This window comes from Streptomyces sp. NPDC048172 (genome assembly GCF_043202595.1).
Lineage (GTDB): Bacteria > Actinomycetota > Actinomycetes > Streptomycetales > Streptomycetaceae > Streptomyces.
The window spans coordinates 251,545-271,919 of record NZ_JBIDAT010000007.1 but is presented as its reverse complement, the minus strand read 5'-3'; the positions used below and the strand labels follow the sequence as shown (position 1 = coordinate 271,919).

Genomic DNA, 20,375 nt, shown 5'->3' with positions numbered 1-20,375 from the left:
CCATGCCGAACGGGGGCGCCACCCGCAGCCATGAGGATGAGCTCCATCCGGCCGTGCTCCGCGTCCGGATGCCGGGGAACGGGGCGGTGGCGGGCGCCGGATTTCTCGTCGAGCCGGAGCTGGCCGTCACCGCCGCGCACGTCGTCTCGGACGCGCTGGGGCGCGAGCCCCACGCGACAGTCGACGTCGGCGAGAGCATCTGCGTCGATCTGCCGTTACGCGGCGGGGCCAGGGTGGCGGCACGCGTCGTCACCTGGGTGCGGGACGCGGACGTCGCGCTGCTGCGGCTGGAGAACGCGCTGGAGGGCGCGCGACCGCTGAGCTTCCTCGAAGCGCGTGGTTTGTGGGGGCACGAGGCGCGAGTGATCGGATTTCCCGACGGCTGGCCGGGCGGGACCTGGTACACGGGGCGGCTGCTGGACCGGACCGCCGAGGGGTGGGTGCAGTTCGTCCAGGCGGAGGGACACGGCAGCCCCGTCGAAGGAGGGTTCAGCGGCGGGCCCGTATGGGATGCCGAACTGGGCCAGGTCGTCGGCATGGTCGTGGCCACGGACGGGACCGCCGAGGTGCGGCAGAGCGCGATGATCCCGGCGCAGCGGCTCGCCGAGGTGGTGCCGTCACTCGCTCCGCTGGTCCGGCCGGCCTCGCCGTTCCGGGGGCTGAAGGCGTTCGAGGAGGCGGACAGCGGCTGCTTCCACGGGCGTGTGGAGGAGAGCCGGACACTGGCGTCGCTCGTGCGCGAGGAGCCCGTCACGACCGTGTACGGGACGTCCGGGTGCGGCAAGTCGTCCGTCGTGAAGGCCGGTGTGCTGCCGCTGCTGCGGCGGTACGGGTACGCCGCAGTCACCGTACGGGCCGGGGACCCGGCGGGGCTGCTGGGCGCTCTCGCGCGGGAGCTGACCCGGCTGACGCGGCCCGGACTCGAAGGCGCCGAGCAGCGTGCCGAGGCCCGCCGGGTGAAGGACGAGCTGCGCGAGCACGGGCCCGCCGATCTCGTCGCCGAGGTGCTGGGCCGCGACGGCGTGACCGGACTCGTGGTCGTGGTCGATCAGCTGGAGGAGCTGCTCACGGCGCCGGGCGCGAGGGCGGGAGAGACGGAGGAGGGGGTCCGGGTGCTCTTCCCCGAGGGGCCCGGCTGCCCGCTGCCCTCGCGGCTGCGCGTCGTCTCCACGCTCCGCGTGGACTTCCTGGGCGCCGTCTCCGAACACCCGGTGCTCAAGCGGGCGCTTCGGGGGGAGCGCTGGCTGCTGCTGCCCATGGACGAGGGGCAGTTGCGGCAGGTGATCAGCGATCCGTTGGCCGCCATCCCCTCGATCGGCTACGAGGAGGGCCTGGAACGGCGTCTCCTGAGCGATGTGGCGGGCCAGCGGGGCGTGCTGCCTCTGCTGGAGTTCACGCTCCAGGAGCTGTGGCAGCGGCGGCGCGGCGGGTTGCTCACCCACGGTGCGTACGAGGAACTGGGCGGCGTGCGGGGCGCGTTGGCGGAGCGTGCGGAGGCGGCCTGGCGCACCCACGTACGGCCGGAGACGGCCATGTCGGCCCAGCGGCTCTTCACACGGCTGGTGCGGGTGCCGCTCGACCGGCGTCAGGCCACGCGTCGGGTCGTGCCGCGCACGGAGCTGGGGGAGGGGGAGTGGCCGCTCGCGCGGGTGTTCGCCGGGGAGCGGCTGCTGGTGCTCGGGCGTGACGGGCATGGCGAGCGCGGCGAGGAGGCGGACGACCAGGCCGGCGGGGAGAGCGTCGAGGTCGCCCACGAGGCGCTGATCGCCGAGTGGGAGAGGCTGCGCCAATGGGTGGAGTCCGACCGCGACTTCCAGGAGTGGCGCACGGAGGTGGGCCAGGACCGGGCCCGCGAGAAGTACCTCACGGAATCCGCACTGGAGAAGGCCGAGGAGTGGCTGCGTGAGCGCGCGGCGGACGTGTCGGCGGCGGACCGGGCCTTCGTCGAGGAGAGCGTGCGGCGCAGGGACGCCCGGCGCCGGGCCCTGCGGATCCGCGACCGGGCGGTGCGGGGGCTGGCCGTGCTCCTGGCGGCGGCGACGGCCGCGGCGACCTGGGTGGCCGTCGACCTGGACGACACCAACTCACGGCTCGACGCGCAGTTGCGTCGCGTGGCAGCGGCCCAACTCGCCGCCGAGGCCGAACGGATCGACGACAACTCGCTCACCACCTCGGCGCTGCTGACGGCGGCCGCGCACCGCACCGACGCGGGCGAGGAGTCCCGCAGCGCGCTCATGCAGCAGCACGAACGGTTACGGAACGTGGAGCGCATCGCGTTGGAAGGGGAGGGGCAGATCGAGGACGTCGCGCTCAGCGAGGACGGCTCGTATCTGAACGCCCAGTTGGACCACGGCGCCATCGTGGCCGTTCGGGGCACCCGTGGCGCCTCCGCTCCGCGCAACCTGAGCAGGTCCGTTTCGGACGGCATGGCCATGTCGGCGGACGGTGAATGGTCCGCGCTGACCACGGACGGGGGAACGATCAGCGTCCGCAACGACCAGAACCGGGACGGCGTGGTGCTGCGTTCCGTCGAGGACGCCGAGGACAACGCGCGTGCCGCGTCCAGCCTCCGTTTCGACGAGCCCGGGGAGCGGCTCGTCGCGGCGGTTCCGGGGGAGGGCGCGCAGGCATGGGACGTCGGGAGCGCGCGCCGTGTCGGCAAGACGATGCGCCCGCCCGGCGGCTGGACCGTACGGGAGGCGTGGTTCGGGGCCGGAGGCACCGTCGTCGGGCGCGTCGAGAAGAGCGACGGCGGGGACGGCAAGAGCGACGAGGGCGACAGCGGGCAGGAGACGTCGCGGCTGGCCATGTGGCACCTGGACAGCGGAAAGCTCATGCTGAAGCCCGGCGGCAGCAAGGGGACGGACACGCCCAAGGCCACCGTCAGCGCCGACGGCACGACTCTGGTGCGCTGCACACCGGACAACACCCTGGAGAGCTGGGATCTGTCGCGTCGGCCCGGCAAGCCCCGGCTCCAGAAGCGGTACACCGCCCGGCAGGTCGAGCAGCCATGCGCGACGAGCGTGGTGCGGGTCGACGCCACGGGCCGGTACGCCTTCGTCCCCGCCGCGCGCTACGGGCCGAAGCTGGGTCTCTTCCCCCTCGTCGTGCTCGATCTGCGCACCGGACACCGCAGCCGTGTCGAACTGCCCGCGCCCGCCGTACGGGACGCGCTGCTCACCTCCGGGGGCAAGGCGCCGCCGCCTCCCGCGCTGTCGGTGGCCGGGCCACCGGAGAGGATGCGCGTGGCCGTCGGCGTCGGCGGTTCGGTCGTGGTGGCCCGCGTCCCGCGGCCCGCCGCCTTCGACTCGGCCATGCTCAACAGCATGCTCCGCACGGCCGACGCCGACCACCGGCGGGTCGCGAGTGTGGACCAGGGCGGCAAGGGGCTGCGGCTGTGGGACCTCAAGTCGCATCGGCAGCTCGCCGCGAAACGGCCGTCCGCACCGCTCCAGCGGCAGTACGCGGCGTTCTCACCGGACGGGAAGCGCCTGCTGACCGCTACGGCGGACGGCCGTGCCGTCCTGGTCTGGTCGCTGCCCGGACTGCGCGAGCTGGGGCGGCTCGATCTCCCCGTCCCTCGGGGAATCGACCCCGGCCGTCAGGACCCGCGCACGGGCCTGAGACCGAGCCTGACGGTCATGGGCTTCGACACACCGGACACCGCGGTGATCTCGGCGGCCTCCTACGTCTCCCGCTGGGACCTGCGCACCGGCCGGGTGACCGGCACGACGTACCGGCCGCCCGCGACGGACGACCGGAACGCACAGCTGTACCAAGCGGCCCACCAGTACGGAGTCGCGCGGCCGGGACACCGGCAGGCCGCGGTACTGACCGGTGGCGGGAAGATCGTCATCTGGGATTTCGCGCGGGGCAGGAAGACCGCCACGATCGAGACGCCGTCCAACACGGTCGTGCGGAACCTCGCCTTCGACCTGGAGGGGCGCATGCTGGCCATCACGGCTCAGAACGGCGGACTGCGGGTCTGGGACATGGAGCGGAAGAAGTGGCGCAGGGCGCTGGCCTACAACGGAGTGCAGTACGTGGGCGCCTTCGCGGGACAGGGGCGGCTGGTCGCGCAGAGCATCAACAACGAGTTCACCGCCTGGGACATGCGGGGCGGCGAGCAGCTCTACCGCTTCACCCTGGGCTTCGCGCCGTCGGCGGACCTCGACGCCAGGGGGACGACGATGGCCCTGATAGACGGCTCGGACGCCCGGTTGGTGCCCCTGAGGGAGGACGCCTGGCGGGAGCGCCTGTGCGACCTGGCAGGCCGGGGTCTCACCACAGGGGAGCGCAGGCTCATGCCGGAGGGCGGCTTCTCGGGCGACGTGTGCGGCACGTGAGGGGTCCGGGGACGAGAACGGCCCCCGCCTCTCCGCGACGGGAGCGACGGGGGCCGGGGGCGAAACCGGTCGTCAGGCCGTGACCGCGTCCTCCGGGTCGGCCGCGGTGGGGTCCAGCTCGGTCTCCTCCGCGGCGTCGTCCGCCTCGCGCTGGCCCGGGATTTCGGCCGTGCGGCGGGCGACGCGCTCGTTGCGGGCTTCGGCCTCGGCGGCGAGGCTCAGGGCCGCCTCGTTGAAGCGGACCAGGGACGGCGGGTCCGAGGGGCCGAGGAGGTGGGTCTTCAGCTCCTTGCGGGCCTGGACCAGGGTGTCCTTCTCCGGGTGGCGGACCGACTCCAGGAGGGCCGGGATCTGCGCCGCGTCCGGCGAGAGCACCATGCCCGCGCGGACCGTCGGGAAGGTCTCCTTGAACTGCTCCTCGCTCATGCCGCTGGTGTTGCCCACGGCGTACGGCTTCTCGCTCGTCAGGTAGTCCGAGACGACCGAGGAGACGTCGGAGATCAGCAGGTCGGCCTGGTTGAAGCAGGTGAAGATCGCCGGGCGCGGCCCTGTGACGATCTGGTGCTCCCACTCCGGGAACGCCGCCCAGTAGGCGTCCTCCCAGGCCACGAGTGCCTCCTCCACGCGCTGCGCGCGCCCCGGCTCGGGGGTGACCTGGAGCTTCATGCGCTCCATCTCGTCCGCGCCCTTGCGGAAGGCGGTGGTGGTCGCCAGGTCCAGTTCGGCGGCGCGGCGCTCCAGTTCGGCGGTGGCCTCGGCCCCGGGCCGGTCACCGGTCCGTGCCGCGTTCGCCTCGGCGATCATGGCGCGGATGCGCCGGTCGGCCTCGCCCGCGCGGGGGTCGACCGAGCCGGTCATCGGGTGCGGCTTGTAGAGGAGGCGGACGCCCGGGTCGTCGAGGAGGGCGCGCGCGATGTTCTCGCCCGCCAGTACGACGGAGGTGTTGCCCGGGTTGCCGTCCCAGCCCTCCCACGTGGGCGCGTACAGGACCGTCGTGAAGCGGCCGGTGGGCGCGCCCTCGTACGGGCGGATCGGGGTGAGCTGGGGGCGGCCGACCTCGACCACGTCGCGGTCGTCGACGCCGACCTCGGCGAGCTGGTAGCGCTCGCGGGCGGCGGGACCGGCGACCCACACCTGGTCGTACGCCTTGGCGTACGGGTTGCAGGAGGAGAGCTTGTCGCTCTCGCCGTGGTTGGTGAAGGCGTGCTTGATGCTGGGGATGCGCAGGATCTGCGAGGTCTTGCCGGAGTTCGCCGGGTGCAGCAGGAGCCGCAGCGTGGAGTGCTCCAGGTGCATCAGGTCGGCGACCTTCGGGATGCAGACGATCGGGATGTCCGTCGCGTCGATCTTCTGCACCATGAACCGCTCACGCAGCACGATCAGCGGCTTGCCGTCCAGCTGGGCGAGGGTGGAGAGCCACATGTTCGCCTGGTACGCCGAGGTGGTGCCGCCGGAGAAGTACATGCCGACGGTCGGCCGGTAGTCGGCCAGCCAGCCGTCGAGCCACTCCAGCACGCGCTGATCGTTCGACCTGCGGTTCTTCGGGAGCAGCCAGGTGCCCAGGTAGAACGCGCCGGCCAGGGAGAGCACCAGCGTCACGGTGACGCCGAGGATGCCCCACTCCGCCTGGGAGAGGCTCGCGCAGAGCATCAGCCCGACCGTGCCGGGCACGGAGAAGCGCAGCAGGCGGCGGCTGGGCTGGCGGGCCAGCAGCCGCGGCGGGGCCTTGGTGAGCCGCAGGCCCGAGGTGTCCACGTTCCGCGTGACCACGGGCAGGGTGCGGGTGCGCCGGACGAGCTGGGCCACTGCCTGGCAGAGGAAGTGCGCGGCGTAGGCCACGAGCAGCAGCAGAGTGAGGGGACGCTCGATGTCCGGCGGGACGTCGGGGATACGCACGAGTCCGATGACGATGAGCATGTCGCGCAGCAACTGCCGGGTCGTCACGTCGAACCGCACCTTGCCCAGCAGGGTGAGCAGCCGCGGCTGCTGGTGCGTGAGATAGATGTCGAGCGCGAGTCCCGCCAGGGAGGCGCCGACGAAGACGGGCACGTTCGGCAGCAGCGCGCCCGCGAGCTGCGCGGTGTAGAACACCAGCAGCGCGAGCAGCGCCGCCAGCTGGACGGCGCGTCGAGAGGATAGTCCGGCAGAGGGCACGGGCTGGGCTCCTGGCATGGAGAGTCGAAGTGTTCACATGGGGGTGGCCTGTGGGGGTGGCCAGGTCGACCACTGACCGTATGACGCGGGCGGGCCAAGTGACAATCTTCAGCTGGACCAGACCGGCCGTACGGGGGCAAAGGTAACCATCCTCACGTGTCCTCACGTGTCCTCGCGTGTCCACAGCGCGGAACCGCCGAGCGTCCCGCGGCGGCGCTGTCGTACATTGCGGAGCGTGACAGGGGCAAGGAAGACGGTGGGCACGGACGTGGGCGCGACGGCGAACGGCAGGGGCGGACGACCGGCGGTGGTCAGGGCCCGCAGGATCGTCGTCAAGGTCGGCTCCTCCTCCCTCACCACCGCGGCGGGGGGCCTGGACGCGGACCGGGTGGACGCGCTGGTCGACGTCCTCGCCAAGCACGCCGAGCGGGACGAGCGCGAGATCGTGCTCGTCTCCTCGGGCGCCATCGCCGCCGGGCTCGCCCCGCTCGGCCTCGCCAAGCGCCCCCGCGACCTGGCCCGCCAGCAGGCGGCGGCGAGCGTCGGCCAGGGGCTGCTGGTGGCGCGCTACACGGCGTCGTTCGCGCGGTACGGGCGGCGCGTCGGACAGGTCCTCCTCACCAGCGACGACACCAGCCGCCGCGCCCACTACCGCAACGCGTACCGCACCCTGGACCAGCTGCTGGCCATGGGCACGGTCCCGGTCGTCAACGAGAACGACACGGTCGCCACGGACGAGATCCGCTTCGGCGACAACGACCGTCTCGCCGCCCTCGTCGCCCATCTGGTCCGCGCGGACCTGCTCGTCCTCCTCTCCGACGTGGACGGCCTCTACGACGGCAACCCGGCCACCCCCGGCACCACCCGCGTCGAGGAGGTGCGCGGCCCCGCCGAACTGGAGGGGATCGACATCGGCAGCGCGGGCGGCGCCGGGGTCGGCACGGGCGGCATGGCGACCAAGGTCGAGGCCGCCGGGATCGCGGCGGGCGCGGGCATCCCCGTGGTGCTGACCTCCGCCGTGCACGCGGCCGACGCGCTCGCGGGCCGTACGACGGGCACGTACTTCCATCCGACGGGACGGCGTGCCGCCGGGCGGCTGCTCTGGCTCGCGCACGCGTCCACGCCGCTGGGGGCGCTCGTCCTGGACGCGGGCGCCGTCCGGGCCGTCGTGGAGCGGCGCACCTCGCTGCTGCCCGCGGGGATCGCCCATGTCGAGGGCGAGTTCACGGCGGGCGACCCCGTGGAGCTGCGGGACGAGGACGGCCGCGCGGTCGCGCGGGGGCTCGTCAACTTCGACGCGAAGGAGCTGCCGCGGCTGCTGGGGCGTACGACGCACGAGCTGGCGCGCGAGCTGGGCCCGGCGTACGAGCGGGAGGTCGTGCACCGGGACGACCTGGTGCTGCTGCGCCCCTGACGGCGGTGCTGGCCGCGCGCCTGACGGGGGCGTCGGCCGCGCGTCCGGGGGTGGCGTCGGCCGCGCGCCTGAGATTGACCTCGTCCCGTGTTCCTGACGGTCGTCATGCGCGGGTGAGATCGGAAAAAGACCAGCCTTTCCACGGACACGTTCCTGAAAACCGCCACGCGCGCGTCCTCGGGCTGGTCAACTTTGTTGCAGCGGCTGTCGCAGCGGCCATCTCCCCCTGCGCCGCGGCAGCGCGGGACCAGCGGCACGCGAGCACGACACCAGCACCACTCAGGAGGCCACCGGTGAGACGACTGGCCAGCGTCGACATGGGGTCTCTCCCCCAGCCCGACGGCGGAGCGGAGTCCAGGCTCTGGCACATCACCCTCAGCGTGGCGGGCGACGAGGCACCGCTCAAGGAGGTCCGCCGGGGGCTGGAGCAGCTCGCCCACGACCACCCCTTTCTGCTGACCAGCCGGTACGCGAACGACCACGCGGAGATCCGCTACTGGGAAGAGGCCCGTGACCTGCACGACGCCGCGGCCGTCGCGCTGCGGCTGTGGGGCGAGCACCGGGCCTCGGCGAAGCTGCCGCCCTGGGAGATCGTGGGCCTTGAGGTGATCGGGCGCGAGACGTACCACCAGCGCATCGCGGAGGGCTACGGCCCGCCCCCGGCGACCCCGGTGGGCGTGCACCCCTTCTGAGCGCCCTCCCCGGGCCCCGGCGCGTTCAGCATGCGAACAGGGGACGGCGCGCCCCCGGGACGCCGCTAGGCTTCCCGGCATGAGCGACGCCACGTCCCCGCAGTCCCCCGTCACCGAGGCGGCCCGCCGCGCCAGGAAGGCCGCGGCGACGCTGGCCCCTCTCCCGCGCACCGCGCGGGACGCGGCGCTGCACGCGATCGCGGACGCGCTCACCGCGCGTACGGCCGAGATCACGGAGGCCAACGCGCGGGACGTCGCGAAGGCCCGCGCCGAGGGCACGCCCGAGGCGATCGTGGACCGGCTCACGCTCACCCCCGAGCGGATCGCGGCCATCGCGGCCGACGTGCGCGACGTGGTCGCGCTGCCCGACCCCGTCGGCGAGGTGCTGCGCGGCTCGACGCTGCCCAACGGGCTGGAGCTGCGCCAGGTCCGCGTCCCGCTCGGCGTGATCGGGATCATCTACGAGGCCCGGCCGAACGTCACGGTGGACGCCGCCGCGCTCTGTCTCAAGTCGGGCAACGCCGTACTGCTGCGCGGCTCCTCGTCCGCGTACGCCTCGAACACGGCCCTGGTCGCCGTTCTGCGGGACGCGGTGGAGGAGGCCGGACTCCCGGCCGACGCGGTGCAGTTGGTGCCGGGAGAGAGCCGTGAGAGCGTCAAGGAGCTGATGCGGGCGCGCGGCCTGGTCGACGTGCTGATCCCGCGCGGCGGCGCCTCGCTCATCAGGACCGTGGTCGAGGAGTCCACCGTCCCCGTCATCGAGACGGGCACGGGCAACTGCCATGTGTACGTGGACGAGCGGGCGGACATCGGCACGGCGCTCGCGATCCTCGTCAACTCCAAGGCCCAGCGCCCCAGCGTCTGCAACGCCGCCGAGACGGTCCTCGTGCACGCCGGGATCGCGGACGCGTTCCTTCCGCGCGCGGTCGAGGCCCTGCGCGAGGCGGGCGTCACCGTGCACGGCGACGCGGCGTGGCAGGCCGCGAGCGCCGACGTCGTCCCGGCCACGGACGAGGACTGGGGCACCGAGTACCTCTCGTACGACATCGCCGCCGCGGTCGTGCCCTCTTTGGAGGACGCCGTCGCGCACATCCGCGAGTGGACCTCCGGGCACACCGAGGCGATCGTCACCCGCGACACGGCCGCGGCCCGCCGCTTCACCGCCCTCGTCGACTCGACGGCGGTCATGGTCAACGCCTCCACGCGCTTCACGGACGGCGGCCAGTTCGGCTTCGGCGCCGAGATCGGGATCTCCACCCAGAAGCTCCACGCGCGCGGTCCCATGGGGCTGCCGGAGCTGACGTCCACGAAGTACGTCGTCACAGGTGACGGTCACATCCGTGAGTGAATTCCCGCTCTCCCTGCCCAAATTGACCGCATAGGTCTACGCTGGACCCGTGCCGGACGATGTGGGGGGCCAGCCGTTCCAGGACGGTGAGGAGCCCGACAGCCGCGACCACGGGGCAGCGGACGACGAGTTCGCCTCCGTGGTGCTCGACGAGGACTTCGTAAGGGCCGCGGAGGTCCATGAGCCCACCGCCACCGAGCGCATACTCGCGGCGGCGCAGTCTCACGCGGAGAGTGAGCTGCCCCGCATATGGGAAGAGGGATACGGCTACGGACGCGGGGACGAGTTCGACCGCGAAGCCGACCCGGACGACCCCGACGACGCCTACGGTGACGAGGGCCGCTTCGACCGCTCCGACTACACGGCGGACTTCCCGGAGTACGACACCGGGCGCGACGGCCGCTTCACGCCCCCGCCCTCGGCCCCCGGTGGATACGACCCGGCGTACGGCCCGGGCACCCCGGGATACCCGCCGGAGCTCGACCCCGCGTACGAGCACGGCAGCGACTACGGATACGGGCACGGGACGTACGGAGCCTACGGGCGCTCCCGGGGCGGCCGCTTCGGCGGGCCCTACGGCACGCACGGCGGCGCCCTCCGCCCGTACCGCGGGCACGGCACCTGGCAGCGCCCCATCGCCTGGGTGCTGGCCGTGGTGATGGGCATCGGCATGGTGGCCCTCGCCTTCACCGCCGTCTACCGCGGCGCGGCCAGCCAGCGCCAGGACCCCTCGCCGCCGCCTGCGACGACGGGCGTGGAGCCCTCCGGGGCCCCGGGCGCGAGCGTGCCCGACGCGCTGCCCTCGGTCTCCGCGGACACCGGGGCCCCGACGGCCTCGGCGGAACCGCCCCCGGGCTGACGACGGCGCGACGGCGGCCTGACGACGGCCCCTCTGACGGCGTAAGGCCCCGGCACCTGTCCCGGTTCCCGCATCGGGCCCCCTGTCGGCGTGCGCCCGCCCCGTGGAGGCCGGGACGCGGACAGGTAACAATCATGGAAGTTGTCCCGAACCAGGGCGTTTACGATCGCCCCGGCGGTCCTACCCTGTTCCTATGGCCGGGCGAGTGGATCCTCCGGAGGGGCAGCCCGAGGGCGGTCCCGGAGGCGGCGAGGAAGAATACCGATCTCTGGTGTTCGATGAATCGTTCATCAAGGCTGCGCGCCTCCAGGAGTTCTCCGCGCAGGAGCGGATGGACGACGAGGAGCACGCGGCCGTACGCAGCCGTCCCCCGTCCGGTCCGGACTCCGGCTCCGGCACCGGCAAGAGCGGCTTCGGCTTCTCCCGCCAGGGCATCGTGCTGGTGCTGCTGATCGCCATAGCCTTCGGCACGGCGATCTACATGGGGATACGGAACCCCTACCAGTCCGCGCCCAAGCCCTCGGCCGAGCCCATGCGGCTCGACCTGCTCCCGCTCGCCCCCCGCGGCGCCGTCCCCGGCGCCACCCCGGCCGACCTGTACGAGCACAGTCCGGCGGCCCAGTTCCGTACGGGCGCCGAAGGGGTCACCCTGCCGCCCGCGCGGCGCAGCAAACACTTCTCCGAGAGCCAGGTCCTCGCGGCCCTCACGGGCGCCAAGGACTACGTGGTCGAGAGTTCCCTCGACCCCGACGTGCTCACCGGCGGCGCGGTCCGTCCCGTACGGATCCTGCTGACGCCCGGACAGCAGCGTCAGTTCGACCGGAGCCTCGACAGCCCGCGCAACGACGGGCGGCACCTGGCGACCGGCTGGATGGTCCGTTTCGACCCCGCCAAGACCGCCCTGGCGGACCCGAAGGTCCGCGTCAACGGCACCCTGTCCGTCCACGAGGCGGGGGCCAACGCGCTGGAGGTCACCGCCGACCACGTCTTCGTCTACGCGGTACGGCCCACCGACGCGGGCAAGGGCAAGCACGCCCAGCGGGACGCCTCGCTCTTCACCGTGCGCCGCGAGGTCCGCTTCCGCTTCGAGCGCGACGACCTGCGCACCCACCAGCTCAGCGTGCGGCAGGTCTCCATGCGCGCCGGCCCCATGGCCTGCTCAGCGGACCCCTCGGACGCGCTCAAGCCGCTGCTCGCGGGCGAGCGCGCCAAGGACGACGGTCCGGCCGGGACCGACCCCTACGCCAGGGGCCGGTCGATGGCCTCGATGTGCGGCGTGATGGCGGCTAGCGCTCAGCCGAGCCCGGATCGTCCTTCCCGTTAGCGCTCCCGCCGCCCGGCCCGCCGGTCCCGCCGGTCCCGCCCGAGCCTGATCCGCCGGAGTCTGATCCGCCCGAGCCGCCCCGGCCGCCCGCGAAGGTGTCCCGCAGCTTGCCGCCGATGTCCCCGGCGCCGCCCGCGATGTCGCGGACCAGGCCCATCAGGGGGTCCTTGCTGTTCTTCACCGTGTCCGCGTAGTGGCTCGCGGACTCGCGGAACGAGTCGGAGACCGAGGTCTCCTTGTCGTTCTCCCGCTTGGCGTAGTGGCCGTCCATGATCCGCTGGTAGTCGCGGCTGGCCTCCCACTTCTTCAGCTCGGCGGCCCGCACCGTGGTGAAGGGGTGGGTACGCGGCAGCACGTTCATGATCTTGAGGACGGAGTCGCGCAGATCGCCCCCCGACTCGTACTCCTCGGCCTGGGCCAGGAACGAGTCGACGTTCATCTCGTGCAGGTGATTGCCGCCCGCCAGCTTCATCAGGCCGCGCATGGACGCCTGGAGGTCCTGGCCCACCAGCAGCCCCGCGCGGTCGGCCGAGAGCTCCGACTTGCGGAACCACTCGCGCAGCGCCGTCACGATCGCCATGATCGCGACATTGCCCAGCGGGATCCACGCGACCTTCAGCGCGAGGTTCGTGAGGAAGAGCAGGATCGTGCGGTAGACCGCGTGACCCGAGAGCGCGTGGCCGACCTCGTGGCCGACGACGGCGCGCATCTCCTCCTCGTCCAGCAGCTCCACGAGCCCGGTGGTGACCACGATGATCGGCTCGTCGAGACCGATGCACATCGCGTTGGGCTGCGGGTCCTGGTTGACGTACATCGGCGGGACCTTCTCCAGGTCCAGGATGTAACAGGCGTCGCGCAGCATGGCGTTGAGATGCGCGAACTGCTGATCGCTGACCCGCACCGAGTCGGAGAGGAAGAGCAGTCGCAGGCTGCGCTCGGGGAGCAGCCCGCTCAGTGCCTTGAAGACCGTGTCGAACCCGCTCAGCTTGCGCAGCGCGACCAGTGCGGAACGGTCCGCGGGGTGCTCGTACGCACGGGACGAGATTCCCGGAAAGCGCCGCCTGTCGCGGCCCGGAAGCCGCTCGGTGCCCCCTGTGCCGTCTGTCATGGTGTTCCCCTCCTTGACGTGACTGTCCAGCCTAGATGGTGGACGCCTTACGGGCCCCTGACGTTCCCCCCGGGGCCCCTGACGTTCCCCTGAGGTCCTTCTGGGCTGAGTCGGCGTGAGCGCTGAGGGGGCGCACGCTTACGATGTGCCTGCGCAACTGTGTGTCCGCACGGTCTGTGCACGTACGGTCCGCGCCGCCTGAGGCGGCCCGTGCCGTACCGCCCACTGTCCGCCTCACACGGGATAGGTTCCGCCGACGATGACTCTGCCCAGCACTGGCACCGCCCACCACGCCCTGATGTCCCTCGCCTCCGGCGGCGAGCACGGCGGCGAGGGCGCGCACGAGAGCCTCAACCCCCTGCTGACCGGCGGCGGCGCACTGCTCGCGCTGTTCCTGCTGCTGTGGATCACCACCCGCTTCAACCGCGACCGCTGAGCCCGCTGCGGCGGGCCGTACGCCCGTCGGGCCGTCGGTCCGCCCGGACAGGACCGGACAGAGGATAAGGTCGGCACGCATGGGAGAGTACGGCGGGAGCGAGGCGCCCGGCACCGACAAGCGGCGGCTCGGCGTGATGGGTGGGACCTTCGACCCCATCCACCACGGCCACCTGGTGGCCGCGAGCGAGGTCGCCGCGCGCTTCCACCTCGACGAGGTGGTCTTCGTCCCGGCCGGGCAGCCGTGGCAGAAGAGCCACCAGAAGGTGTCGCCCGCCGAGGACCGCTATCTGATGACGGTCATCGCGACCGCGTCGAACCCGCAGTTCTCGGTGAGCAGGATCGACATCGACCGCGGCGGCAAGACGTACACGATCGACACCCTGCGTGAACTGGCCGCGCTCAACCCCGACACGGACCTCTTCTTCATCACCGGGGCCGACGCGCTGGGCCAGATCCTGAGCTGGCGCAACACGGAAGAGCTCTTCTCGCTCGCCCACTTCATCGGCGTCACGCGCCCCGGCCACGCGCTGGCCGACCCCGGCCTGCCCGACGGCGGCGTCTCGCTGGTGGAGGTCCCCGCGCTGGCGATCTCCTCGACCGACTGCCGCGCCCGTGTGGAACGCGGCGACCCGGTCTGGTACCTGGTGCCCGACGGCGTCGTGCGCTACATCAGCAAGCGGGCCCTGTATCGGGAGGAGGACCCGCAGGCGTGAACGACGGCTACGGATACGACCCGTACGGCCAGCAGCCCGAGATCGTCGGCTACGACGAGTACGGCCGCCCGGTCTACCGGCAGGACCCCGCCACGTACGGCTCGTACGAGGGCACCTATGACGGTGCGTACGACCCGTACGGGCAGCAGCAGCCTCAGCCCCACTCCCAGCAGGTGCCGCAAGCGCCTCAGGCGCCTCAGGCGTACGACCCTTACGCGGGCTACTCCGATCAGCAGCAGGCGTACGGCTACGACCCGTACGGCCAGTCGGCTCAGCAGCCCCAGCAGCCCCAGCCGCAGCAGTATCCGCAAGAGGTGCAGCAGCAGGAGTGGTTCCCGCAGCAGGCCCAGGCGCCGCAGCAGGAGCAGTGGGGGGCGGACCAGGGCCCGGCGGGTCCCGCGACGGGGCAGATGCAGATGCCCGCGCAGGCGCCCTCCGGGCCGACGCCCGGGCCCGAGGCGCAGGTGCCGGGGCAGCGGGGGGACGGGGACGACCGGGAGTACCACACCGCGCAGTTCTCGTTCATCGAGGAGCCGGACGAGGACTCCGAGGACGTCATCGACTGGCTGAAGTTCTCCGAGAGCCGCACCGAGCGGCGCGAGGAGGCCAAGCGGCGCGGCCGTAACCGGGGAGTGGCGCTCGTCGTGGCGCTCGTCCTGGTCGTCGTGGGCGGCGTCGGCTACCTCTGGTACGCGGGCATGCTGCCCGGACTGGACGGGGCCAAGGACGACAAGGGCGCCGCGGCGGGGCAGAAGCGGGACGTCATCGTCGTCCACCTGCGCTCCACGGACAACGACGGCAGCTCCACGGCCCTACTCGTCGACAACGAGGGCGCGGGCCAGGGCAACACCGTGCTGCTGCCGAACTCCCTGGCCGTCTCGACCGAGGACGGCACGACCACCACGCTCGGCAAGTCCGTCGAGGACGAGGGCGCTTCCCCGACGCGGGACGCGCTGGACACCCTGCTGGGCTCGCACATCCAGGGCACCTGGCGGCTGGACACGCCCTTCCTGGAGAACATGGTCGAGCTGGTCGGCGGCATCGCCCTCGACACGGACGCGACCGTGCCGGGCAAGAAGAAGGGCGACAAGCCGCTCGTCCGCGCGGGCAAGGCGCAGGACCTCGACGGCAAGGCCGCTGTGGCATACGCGACGTACCGAGGCACGGCCGAGCCGCAGAGCAAGCAGCTCGCGCGGTTCGGGCAGGTCATGCAGGCGGCCCTGAAGAAGCTCTCCAGCGACCCGAAGGGCGCCACCAAGACCGTCGAGTCCCTGGGCCAGATCCCCGACCCCTCGCTCTCCGAGTCCGAGCTGGGCGCGTCCCTGGCCAAGCTGGCCGACCGCGCGAAGGGCGGGAAGTACCGCACCCAGGTGCTGCCCGTACGGGCGAACGGCACGCTCAGCCAGCAGGTCAGCGACGGCATGGTCAAGAACGTCCTGGGCGGCACCGTCAAGAACTCCGACCCGGGCGCCGCACTGCGCGTGAGCGTGAAGAACGGGAGCGGCGACCGCGGCGCGGACGACGCGGCCTCGGTCGCGCTGGTCAACGGCGGCTACTCGGTCGTGAAGGGCGGTGCGGCCGGTGCCGTGAGCGCCCGTACGCAGGTGACGTACGCCAAGCCGGAGCAGAAGGCGAAGGCCGAGGAGGTGGCCAAGACGCTCGGCGTCCGTACCACCGTGCGCCAGGCCAAGGGCGCGGCGAACGCCGACGTGAGCGTGGTGCTCGGCCGGGACTACAAAGGCTGAGGGCGGTGTCCCCGGCGCGTGAGACCCTGGAACCTGATACGTACACGCTGACCGCGTCCCCGGCCGATCAGCGGATCCACTGATCCGTTGCTCCGCCGCCCCGGGCGCGGACCCGCTCCCGACCCGAAAGCTTGCCTGTGACCGCCACGGACCGTTCCCTCGAGCTGATCAACGCCGCCGCCCAGGCCGCGGCCGACAAGCTCGCGCACGACATCGTCGCCTACGACGTCAGCGACGTGCTCGCCATCACCGACGCCTTCCTGCTCGCCTCCGCGCCCAACGACCGCCAGGTCAAGGGCATCGTCGACGAGATCGAGGAGCGGCTGCAGAAGGAGCTGGGCGCCAAGCCCGCGCGCCGCGAGGGCGAGCGCGACGGCCGCTGGGTGCTGCTGGACTTCGTCGACATCGTCGTGCACGTCCAGCACAGCGAGGAGCGCGTCTTCTACGCGCTGGAGCGGCTGTGGAAGGACTGCCCCGAGATCGACCTCCCCGAGGAGGCCAAGGCGACCCGGGGCAAGGGCGCGGAGCACGCGGGCGAGCTGGACGGAGAGCTGAGCTGAACGGGCAGACGGGGGCCCCGGGCGAGATCCGGGGCCGCAAGATCGTCCTCTGGCGGCACGGACAGACGGCGTGGAACCTGGAGCGCCGCTTCCAGGGATCCACCGACATCGAGCTGACCGAGGAGGGCATCGGGCAGGCGCGCCGCGCGGCCCGGCTGCTGGCCGCGCTCCGGCCCGACGCGATCATCGCCTCCGACCTCAAGCGCACGGCGGCCACGGCGGCGGAGCTGGCGGCCCTCACGGGGCTGGAGGTCACGCACGACGAGGCGCTGCGGGAGACGTACGCGGGCGCCTGGCAGGGGCTGACGCACGAGGAGATCGTCGAGCGCTTCGGCGAGCAGTACGCGGCGTGGAAGCGCGGCGAGCCGGTCCGCAGGGGCGGCGGCGAACTGGAGACCGAGGTCGCCGACAGGGCGGCGCCGGTCGTCGAGCGGAACGTCGAGAAGCTGCCCGACGGCGGCACCCTGGTCGTCGTCAGCCATGGCGGCACCATCCGCACCACCATCGGCCGGCTGATCGGTCTCGCGCCGCACACCTGGGAGGCGCTGGGCGGTCTGTCCAACTGCTCCTGGTCGGTCCTGGGCGAGACGATGCGCGGCTGGCGGCTGCTGGAGCACAACGCGGGCAGCCTCCCGGAGCCCGTGCTCGGCGACGACGACTGATTTCCTCTTTCGCCTGGTCACCGGGTAAGCTTCTTCTCGTTCGCGGCGCTCCGGCGCCCGACCTGGGGCTATAGCTCAGTTGGTAGAGCGCTTGCATGGCATGCAAGAGGTCAGGAGTTCGATTCTCCTTAGCTCCACGAGCGCGAGGGCGATGTGTGTCTGCGGAAAACGCAGACCATGTCGCCCTCGTCTTTTTGCGCGGCTTCGCCGCGCGTGGCGGGGGCTTCGCCACCCGCACCCCCTGGCGCTGGGGCGGGAGCGGAACGGTTCTGTGCTGCCTCCTCAGGGAGCGGGGTCTTTCGTTGTCCGGCGGCGCTCGGCGCGGATCTCGGAGAGCGGGCGGGCGTGCTCGGGGCAGCCGACGATCGGGTCCTCTATGGTGCGGAGCTTGGCGAGGAGGGCCTCGGTGCGCTCGCTGTGCGGGGTGTAGACCACGATGCGGGCCTCCGGCACATTGCTGATCTCCAGCGAGGTCGACGTCAGCCACAGCTCGCCGACCTCCGCGTGCCACATCATCTTGAGGTTTGCCCCCGGCGGGGCGACGTCGCAGCTCGCCCACAGCTCCTTGAAGTCCTCGCTCGCGTCCGACAGGCGCTGGATGAAGCTCTCCCACGCGGGGTCCCCGATGTGGCGCCCGTAGCCACCGCGCAGGGTGGCGACCGCCGTCGCCAGCTCGTCCCGGGGGTTGACCATCGCGCAGCAGCAGAGGGGCACGGAGCCGAACAGCCGCCACAGCATGTTCCGTTCGGCCGGGTCGGGGTGGTCGGCGCCCGGGAGCACGTGGGTGTAGGCGGTGTTGGCGGCGAGGATGTCGAACTTCGCGTTGTAGACCGCCGCGGGGAGGGGGTCCAGGGTGTGGATGATCGACTCGACCTCGGGGCCGATGTGCTGCGGGTCGGCCTGGCGCGGGGGCACGTAGGGCACCTCGGCCAGGTGGTACAGGTGCTCGCGCTCGGTGGTGTCGAGCCGGAGGGTGCGGGCCACGGCGTCCAGGACCTGCACGCTCGCGTTGATCGGGCGGCCCTGCTCCAGCCACGTGTACCAGGTCACGCCGACGCCGGAGAGCTGGGCGACCTCCTCGCGGCGCAGCCCCGGGGTGCGGCGGCGGAGGCCGCCGGGCATGCCGACGTCCTCGGGGGTGACCCGGGCGCGGCGGCTGCGCAGGAACGCGGTCAGCTCGGTGCGGCGACGCCGGTCCGAACGGCCCCTGGCGCCCGGCGCTTTGGCGGGGGTGCGGGTGATGGTGCTCACGTCCTTCATGGTGCGGGCAGCGGCGGGACGGTGCCAGGTGCTGTCAGTACCAGCATCCGGGGGCTCTCGTTACCCGTACCGGCGCGGTCCCAGGCTCTTCGGCATGACCTCGACCCCCTCCGTGACATCGGACATCCCTGCATCGAGTAGAGCCCACACCACTGACAATCCGGGCGCCCCGGCGGTCACGCCCCGTTCTCGTGCCCGTTCTCGTGCCCGCTCCCGGTCGCGGCCCGGGCGGCTCCTGGCGATCGTTCTCACGGGCCAGTTCATGGGCGTCCTCGACGCCTTCATCGTCAACGTCGCCGCGCCGGATCTGCGCGCCGACCTCCACACCTCGGGCGCCGTCCTCCAACTCGTCGTCGCCGGTTACTCGATCGCGTACTCGGTGCTGCTGATCACCGGGGCGCGGCTCGGGGCCCGGGTGGGGCACGGGCGGATGTTCCTGGGCGGGCTCGCGCTGTTCACCGTCGCCTCGCTGGCGTGCGGACTCGCCCAGGGGTCCGGGCAGTTGATCGCGTTCCGGCTGGCGCAGGGCACGGGCGCCGGGCTGATGCTGCCGCAGGTCCTCAGCCTGATCCAGCACACGTTCACCGGGACGTCGCGCACCCGGGCGCTGGGCGCGTACGCCGCGGTGCTGGGCGTGGGAGCCGCCGCGGGGCAGATGCTCGGCGGGGGACTGGTCAGCGCCGACCTCTTCGGTTCCGGCTGGCGTCCCGTCTTCCTGATCAACGTGCCGATCGGCGTGCTGCTGCTCGCGGCCGGGGCGCGGGTCCTGGGCGGCCGCGGCGCCGGCGGGACCGCTGGGACCGCTGGGACCGCTGGGGCGGACGGGGCCGACGGGGCCGACGGGGGCCGCGCGTCCTCACGGGCGCTCGACCTGCCCGGGCTCTTCCTGCTCGCCGCCGCCGTGCTGCTCTTCACCGTCCCCGTCGTGCTGGGGCAGGAGCTGGACTGGCCGCTGTGGGGCTGGGTGTCGCTGCTGCTGTGCGCGGTGGTCTTCGCCGTGTTCGTGCTGTACGAGACGCGGCTGTCGCGCAGGGGCGGCAGTCCGCTGCTGTCGCCCCGGGTGCTGCGCGCTCCGGGCGTGCCCCTCGCCGTCTTCCGGATCCTCACCATGATGGCCGTCAACGGAGGCTTCACCTTCGTCCTGATGCTGCACCTTCAGGGCGGCCTCGGGCAGAGCGCGTTGCGTGCGGGACTGACAGTGGTGCCGACCTGTGCCGCGTTCTCGGTGGCCGGGCTGGGCTGGCGGCGGCTCCCCGAGCGCTGGCACCCCCTGCTGTCCCCGGGCGGCTTCCTGCTGGGCGCGGCCTCCCTCACCGGCATCGGCGCGCTCTACGCGGGCGGTGGGGACGGCGGCCCGCTGGTGTACGTCCTGATGGCGACGGAGGGCCTGGGGATGTCCCTGGCGTACAACCCCGTGCTGGCCGGTGCCGTGGCGCGCGTACGGCAGGAGGACGCGGCGGACGCCAGCGGTCTCCTGGTGACGACGGCGCAGCTGGGGCTGCTCGTCGGAGTCGCGGTCTTCGGGGCGGCGTTCCTCGGCCACGCGGAGTCGGGGACCGGGCTGTCGGCCTCCGCGCACGCGATGGCGCTCACCTGTGGCGCGATGGCGGCGGCGGCCGTGGCAGGGTGCCTCGGGGGCGTCGTGAGGGCGCTCACGCGGCGCCGCGCGGACCTGTGAGCAGCTCGGGCGGATCGTTGACCGGGGCTTAGGACACGGGGAAGAACGTGGCAGAATCGTGACGGCTGGAAGGG

At 72.6% G+C, this 20,375-nt stretch carries 15 protein-coding genes and 1 tRNA gene; 13 read left to right on the top strand and 3 right to left on the bottom strand.

What is annotated here, in order from left to right:
• Positions 1-2 precede the first annotated feature (2 nt).
• Positions 3-4,346, top strand: coding sequence for a trypsin-like peptidase domain-containing protein (locus ACGF3A_RS30690; protein WP_393733639.1), 4,344 nt, complete (start codon positions 3-5; stop codon positions 4,344-4,346).
• Positions 4,347-4,418: 72 nt separating this feature from the next.
• Here the strand turns inward: ACGF3A_RS30690 and ACGF3A_RS30685 are convergent, their stop codons facing one another.
• Positions 4,419-6,500: a hypothetical protein gene (locus ACGF3A_RS30685; RefSeq protein WP_393733638.1), complete on the bottom strand. Its 2,082-nt coding sequence runs from the start codon at positions 6,498-6,500 to the stop codon at positions 4,419-4,421.
• Between the two features lie 268 nt (positions 6,501-6,768).
• On the opposite strand from ACGF3A_RS30685, the gene proB reads away from it, so the two are divergent.
• The 5 genes from proB (at position 6,769) to ACGF3A_RS30660 (ending at position 12,137) form a co-directional block, all read left to right on the top strand.
• The gene (gene proB / locus ACGF3A_RS30680) at positions 6,769-7,914 is read left to right on the top strand and encodes a glutamate 5-kinase (protein ID WP_393733851.1); all 1,146 of its coding nucleotides are present in this window, start codon (positions 6,769-6,771) and stop codon (positions 7,912-7,914) included.
• Between the two features lie 317 nt (positions 7,915-8,231).
• On the top strand, positions 8,232-8,606 hold the full coding sequence (locus ACGF3A_RS30675; protein ID WP_393733850.1) for a hypothetical protein: 375 nt from the start codon (positions 8,232-8,234) through the stop codon (positions 8,604-8,606).
• 79 nt (positions 8,607-8,685) lie between these two features.
• Positions 8,686-9,954: a glutamate-5-semialdehyde dehydrogenase gene (locus tag ACGF3A_RS30670; protein WP_393733637.1), complete on the top strand. Its 1,269-nt coding sequence runs from the start codon at positions 8,686-8,688 to the stop codon at positions 9,952-9,954.
• 49 nt (positions 9,955-10,003) lie between these two features.
• Positions 10,004-10,813, top strand: coding sequence for a hypothetical protein (locus tag ACGF3A_RS30665; RefSeq protein WP_393733636.1), 810 nt, complete (start codon positions 10,004-10,006; stop codon positions 10,811-10,813).
• Positions 10,814-11,006: 193 nt separating this feature from the next.
• Complete coding sequence (locus ACGF3A_RS30660; protein ID WP_393733635.1) at positions 11,007-12,137, top strand: hypothetical protein; 1,131 nt, start codon at positions 11,007-11,009, stop codon at positions 12,135-12,137.
• Here ACGF3A_RS30660 and ACGF3A_RS30655 read toward each other — a convergent pair.
• Positions 12,100-13,245, bottom strand: a complete 1,146-nt coding sequence (locus tag ACGF3A_RS30655) for a M48 family metallopeptidase (protein WP_393733634.1) — start codon at positions 13,243-13,245, stop codon at positions 12,100-12,102. The two genes, ACGF3A_RS30660 and ACGF3A_RS30655, sit on opposite strands and share 38 nt — an antisense overlap.
• A gap of 259 nt (positions 13,246-13,504) precedes the next feature.
• On the opposite strand from ACGF3A_RS30655, the gene ACGF3A_RS30650 reads away from it, so the two are divergent.
• The 6 genes from ACGF3A_RS30650 (at position 13,505) to ACGF3A_RS30625 (ending at position 17,500) form a co-directional block, all read left to right on the top strand.
• Positions 13,505-13,681 carry a hypothetical protein gene (locus ACGF3A_RS30650; RefSeq protein ID WP_344531796.1) on the top strand — a complete coding sequence of 59 codons (177 nt, stop codon included), beginning with the start codon at positions 13,505-13,507 and terminating at the stop codon, positions 13,679-13,681.
• Positions 13,682-13,760: 79 nt separating this feature from the next.
• The gene (gene nadD / locus ACGF3A_RS30645; protein ID WP_393733633.1) at positions 13,761-14,396 is read left to right on the top strand and encodes a nicotinate-nucleotide adenylyltransferase; all 636 of its coding nucleotides are present in this window, start codon (positions 13,761-13,763) and stop codon (positions 14,394-14,396) included.
• A complete protein-coding gene (locus ACGF3A_RS30640; protein WP_393733632.1) occupies positions 14,393-16,141 on the top strand; it encodes an LCP family protein in 1,749 nt (582 codons plus the stop codon). The genes nadD and ACGF3A_RS30640 overlap by 4 nt, the downstream gene beginning before the upstream one ends.
• 137 nt (positions 16,142-16,278) lie before the next feature.
• Entirely contained in the window at positions 16,279-16,701 is a 423-nt protein-coding gene (gene rsfS, locus ACGF3A_RS30635; protein WP_393733631.1) for a ribosome silencing factor, read from the top strand.
• 26 nt (positions 16,702-16,727) lie between these two features.
• Positions 16,728-17,363: a histidine phosphatase family protein gene (locus ACGF3A_RS30630; RefSeq protein WP_393733849.1), complete on the top strand. Its 636-nt coding sequence runs from the start codon at positions 16,728-16,730 to the stop codon at positions 17,361-17,363.
• Positions 17,364-17,427: 64 nt separating this feature from the next.
• Positions 17,428-17,500, top strand: a tRNA-Ala gene (locus ACGF3A_RS30625).
• A gap of 145 nt (positions 17,501-17,645) precedes the next feature.
• On the opposite strand, the gene ACGF3A_RS30620 is transcribed toward ACGF3A_RS30625, so the two are convergent.
• Entirely contained in the window at positions 17,646-18,623 is a 978-nt protein-coding gene (locus tag ACGF3A_RS30620) for a helix-turn-helix transcriptional regulator (RefSeq protein ID WP_393733630.1), read from the bottom strand.
• A 94-nt stretch (positions 18,624-18,717) separates the two neighbouring features.
• Between ACGF3A_RS30620 and ACGF3A_RS30615 the strand changes: the two genes are divergently transcribed.
• Positions 18,718-20,301, top strand: coding sequence for an MFS transporter (locus tag ACGF3A_RS30615; protein WP_393733629.1), 1,584 nt, complete (start codon positions 18,718-18,720; stop codon positions 20,299-20,301).
• Positions 20,302-20,375: the final 74 nt, after the last annotated feature.

Coding starts and splice junctions, on each gene's coding strand:
- ACGF3A_RS30675 (WP_393733850.1), top strand. CDS start 8,232: ATGGGGTCTCTCCCCCAGCCCGACGGCGGAGCGGAGTCCAGGCTCTGG.
- ACGF3A_RS30655 (WP_393733634.1), bottom strand. CDS start 13,245: ATGACAGACGGCACAGGGGGCACCGAGCGGCTTCCGGGCCGCGACAGG.
- ACGF3A_RS30620 (WP_393733630.1), bottom strand. CDS start 18,623: ATGAAGGACGTGAGCACCATCACCCGCACCCCCGCCAAAGCGCCGGGC.
- ACGF3A_RS30615 (WP_393733629.1), top strand. CDS start 18,718: ATGACCTCGACCCCCTCCGTGACATCGGACATCCCTGCATCGAGTAGA.
- ACGF3A_RS30660 (WP_393733635.1), top strand. CDS start 11,007: ATGGCCGGGCGAGTGGATCCTCCGGAGGGGCAGCCCGAGGGCGGTCCC.
- ACGF3A_RS30670 (WP_393733637.1), top strand. CDS start 8,686: ATGAGCGACGCCACGTCCCCGCAGTCCCCCGTCACCGAGGCGGCCCGC.
- ACGF3A_RS30650 (WP_344531796.1), top strand. CDS start 13,505: ATGACTCTGCCCAGCACTGGCACCGCCCACCACGCCCTGATGTCCCTC.
- ACGF3A_RS30690 (WP_393733639.1), top strand. CDS start 3: ATGCCGAACGGGGGCGCCACCCGCAGCCATGAGGATGAGCTCCATCCG.
- nadD (WP_393733633.1), top strand. CDS start 13,761: ATGGGAGAGTACGGCGGGAGCGAGGCGCCCGGCACCGACAAGCGGCGG.